The organism is Candidatus Angelobacter sp. (assembly GCA_035607015.1).
Classification (GTDB): domain Bacteria; phylum Verrucomicrobiota; class Verrucomicrobiia; order Limisphaerales; family AV2; genus AV2.
Genome location: DATNDF010000355.1, coordinates 1 through 2653 on the forward strand (window position 1 = coordinate 1; position 2653 = coordinate 2653).

The window sequence follows — 2653 nt, forward strand, 5'->3', positions numbered from 1 at the left end:
TTTCTGCCTTCCGCCGCGCCCGTATCCGAGCTGCCTCCGGTGCATCTCGCGATTCACAAATTCCAGATCGACCGGAACGCCCGCGGGCAATCCGGAGATCCAGGCAATCAGCGCTTGCCCGTGAGATTCGCCGGCCGTGAAGAATCGCAGCATTTCGTTGGGTGTTCGCGTGCACTCGAAAGACGCACGATTCTACCGGACGCTCCCGCGCTCGTAAAGCAATCATGCGTATTGGAATTCACTCCGAGATGCCTTGACGTCCTCCATACTCAACGTTACGCTGTCGAAGCTCCAATTTGCACGATGGCGACGCTCACCCCCAAAACGCCTGAACCCGCCACTCCTTCGCCATCCGTTGCGTTGGGCGACACGCTCAAACGCAAAATTCTTTCTCTTCAGAGCTATTCTCAACTGGTCGGCGATGCGGTTTCGAAGATCTTCACGGCGCCTCACTACCCGGAAGACGTGCTGGAACAGATGGACGCCATCGGCGTCGGCTCGCTTCCGATTATTCTCCTCACGGGCTTTTTTATCGGCGGCGTGATGGTTTTGAACACAGCGCAGCAATTCCAGCGATTTGGAGAAACGGCGCTGACGGGCGACACCGTGGCGATCGCTCTGGTGCGCGAACTGGGCCCGACGATTGCGGGACTGCTGGTCACTGGACGAAATGGTTCGGGCATCGCTTCGGAGTTGGGGTCGATGGTGGTGACGGAGCAGGTGGACGCAATGCGCGCGCTGGGGACGGACCCGGTACGAAAGCTAGTCGTCCCGCGGCTGATTGCCACGGTGCTCGTTTTGCCGTTGCTCACGGCCGTGGCTGACCTGATAGGTCTGATCGGAGGCTATATCGTCGCCCATTTCACACTAGGCTTGAGCGCCGCCGAATTCTGGAATCGCGCTGTCAACGCCTTGGCTTTTGGCGACCTCTTCATGGGTCTTGCCAAGCCTTTCGTTTTCGCCATTATCATTTCCACGGTGGCATGCTACTACGGCCTGCGAACGCGCGGCGGCACGCAAGGTGTCGGCCGTGCCACCACGACCGCCGTCGTCGTGGCTTCCGTCGCGATTCTCGTCAGCGACTTCTTTTTGGGCAAGCTCTTGCTGTACTGGTTTACCTAGCGATGCCGTGCCCGGTTTTCCCCGGCCGCGTGCGCGTTTCCATCTATAATCAAGTCGCGTACGGGAATGGAGCGCGATGTCAAGCCAGCCCATAAGTAATGTCGTTCCGGGTGAACCTTTAATCCGCTTCGAGGACGTGAGCATTTCCTTCGATGAAGGCGAAGTGCTTCGCGGCATCTCGTTCGAAGTGGTTCCCGGCGAGACGAAGGTTGTCGTCGGAGAAAGCGGCTCCGGTAAGACTGTTCTTCTGAAACTGGCGGCGGGGCTGTTGCGTCCGGAGTCTGGCCGCGTTGTCGTGATGGGGCACGACCTCACCGCCATGAACGAAGTGGAGTTGCTCGACTTCCGGCGGCGCATCGGTTTTGTTTTCCAGGAAGGGGCGCTGTTCGATTCGCTGAACGTGGCGGAGAATGTTTCGTTTCGCCTCGACGAAGAAGCTGTTCCCCCTGAGGAAACTGAACCGCGAGTTCGCGAAGCCCTTCGTTTCGTCGAAATGGAGGGCTCATACAACAAATTCCCCGATGAACTTTCCGGAGGGATGCGTCGCCGCGTGTCCATCGCACGCGCTCTGATCAACCAGCCGCCCATCGTCTACTACGATTCGCCGACCGGCGGCCTGGACCCAATTACGAGTCAGACTATCATTACGCTTATCCTGCGCCTGCGCGACCTGAGCGGAGTTACGTCGCTGCTCGCAACCCATCGTCTTCAGGACGCTTTCGGTTTGGCGAATTTCGTGTTTGATTCAAAATCCGACCACGTTGTTCCTGTCTGGGAAGAAAAGGATGGACGCCATTTTTCGCCGACCAACTTTCTGGTGCTGCGTGACGCGCAAGTTTATTTTCAAGGCGAGACGCAGGAGCTATTGGAGTCGAGTGATCCCTATCTTCGTGAATTTTTATCTTGAAGAACATTTTGTGGTTGCGGAATAAACATTTTCTTTGAAATTCGATTGAGTTCACAGGAGGAGAGAAATGGCGCAACGGAAACAACTCACGTGGACGGAACTTCGCGTAGGCCTGTTTGTTCTGGCCGGATTGGCGCTGCTGGCAGTCGCCATTTTTTACGTCACCGGTGTGAATTGGGGCGCAAAATATTCGCTCAAGACCTATTTGCCAGAGGTTTCGGACCTCCAGGTGGGCGCGCCCGTGAGTCTGGACGGCGTGACGGTCGGCAGTGTGCAGCACCTCAAAATCAATCCGTATCCCACGGATCGCATGCACAATATTGAAATCGACATGCGCGTTGATAAGCGCTATCAAAGTCTGATTCGTACCGATTCGCAGGCCAGCCTTGTGACCTCAGGTCTTCTCGGCAATAGGTATGTGACCGTTTCGCGGGGCTTTCAGGGTGCGGTGGTTCAGAATCAAGGCACGGTTCCCGGAAAGGCTGGAAACGACATGCAGGAAATCGTTGAGCGCGGCGTTGAGCTGGAGGCGAATCTTGGCCAATTGACGCAGCAGGTGGGCGACATCATCGGCGCGGTCCGCAAAGGGCAAGGCACCATCGGCAAGTTAATCTACGATCCGTC

At 56.8% G+C, this 2653-nt stretch carries 4 protein-coding genes; 3 read left to right on the top strand and 1 reads right to left on the bottom strand.

Annotated features, from left to right (window positions below):
- Positions 1–153: chorismate synthase (locus tag VN887_14235; protein ID HXT41166.1), on the bottom strand; the 153-nt coding region annotated here is incomplete at its 3' end.
- A gap of 150 nt (positions 154–303) precedes the next feature.
- On the opposite strand from VN887_14235, the gene VN887_14240 reads away from it, so the two are divergent.
- From VN887_14240 to VN887_14250, 3 genes are all read left to right on the top strand, one after another.
- The gene (locus tag VN887_14240; GenBank protein ID HXT41167.1) at positions 304–1122 is read left to right on the top strand and encodes an ABC transporter permease; all 819 of its coding nucleotides are present in this window, start codon (positions 304–306) and stop codon (positions 1120–1122) included.
- A gap of 76 nt (positions 1123–1198) precedes the next feature.
- On the top strand, positions 1199–2029 hold the full coding sequence (locus tag VN887_14245) for an ATP-binding cassette domain-containing protein (protein HXT41168.1): 831 nt from the start codon (positions 1199–1201) through the stop codon (positions 2027–2029).
- A 67-nt stretch (positions 2030–2096) separates the two neighbouring features.
- On the top strand, positions 2097–2653 hold a 557-nt coding region (locus tag VN887_14250), incomplete at its 3' end, for an MCE family protein (GenBank protein ID HXT41169.1).

Coding starts and splice junctions, on each gene's coding strand:
- VN887_14240 (HXT41167.1), top strand. CDS start 304: ATGGCGACGCTCACCCCCAAAACGCCTGAACCCGCCACTCCTTCGCCA.
- VN887_14245 (HXT41168.1), top strand. CDS start 1,199: ATGTCAAGCCAGCCCATAAGTAATGTCGTTCCGGGTGAACCTTTAATC.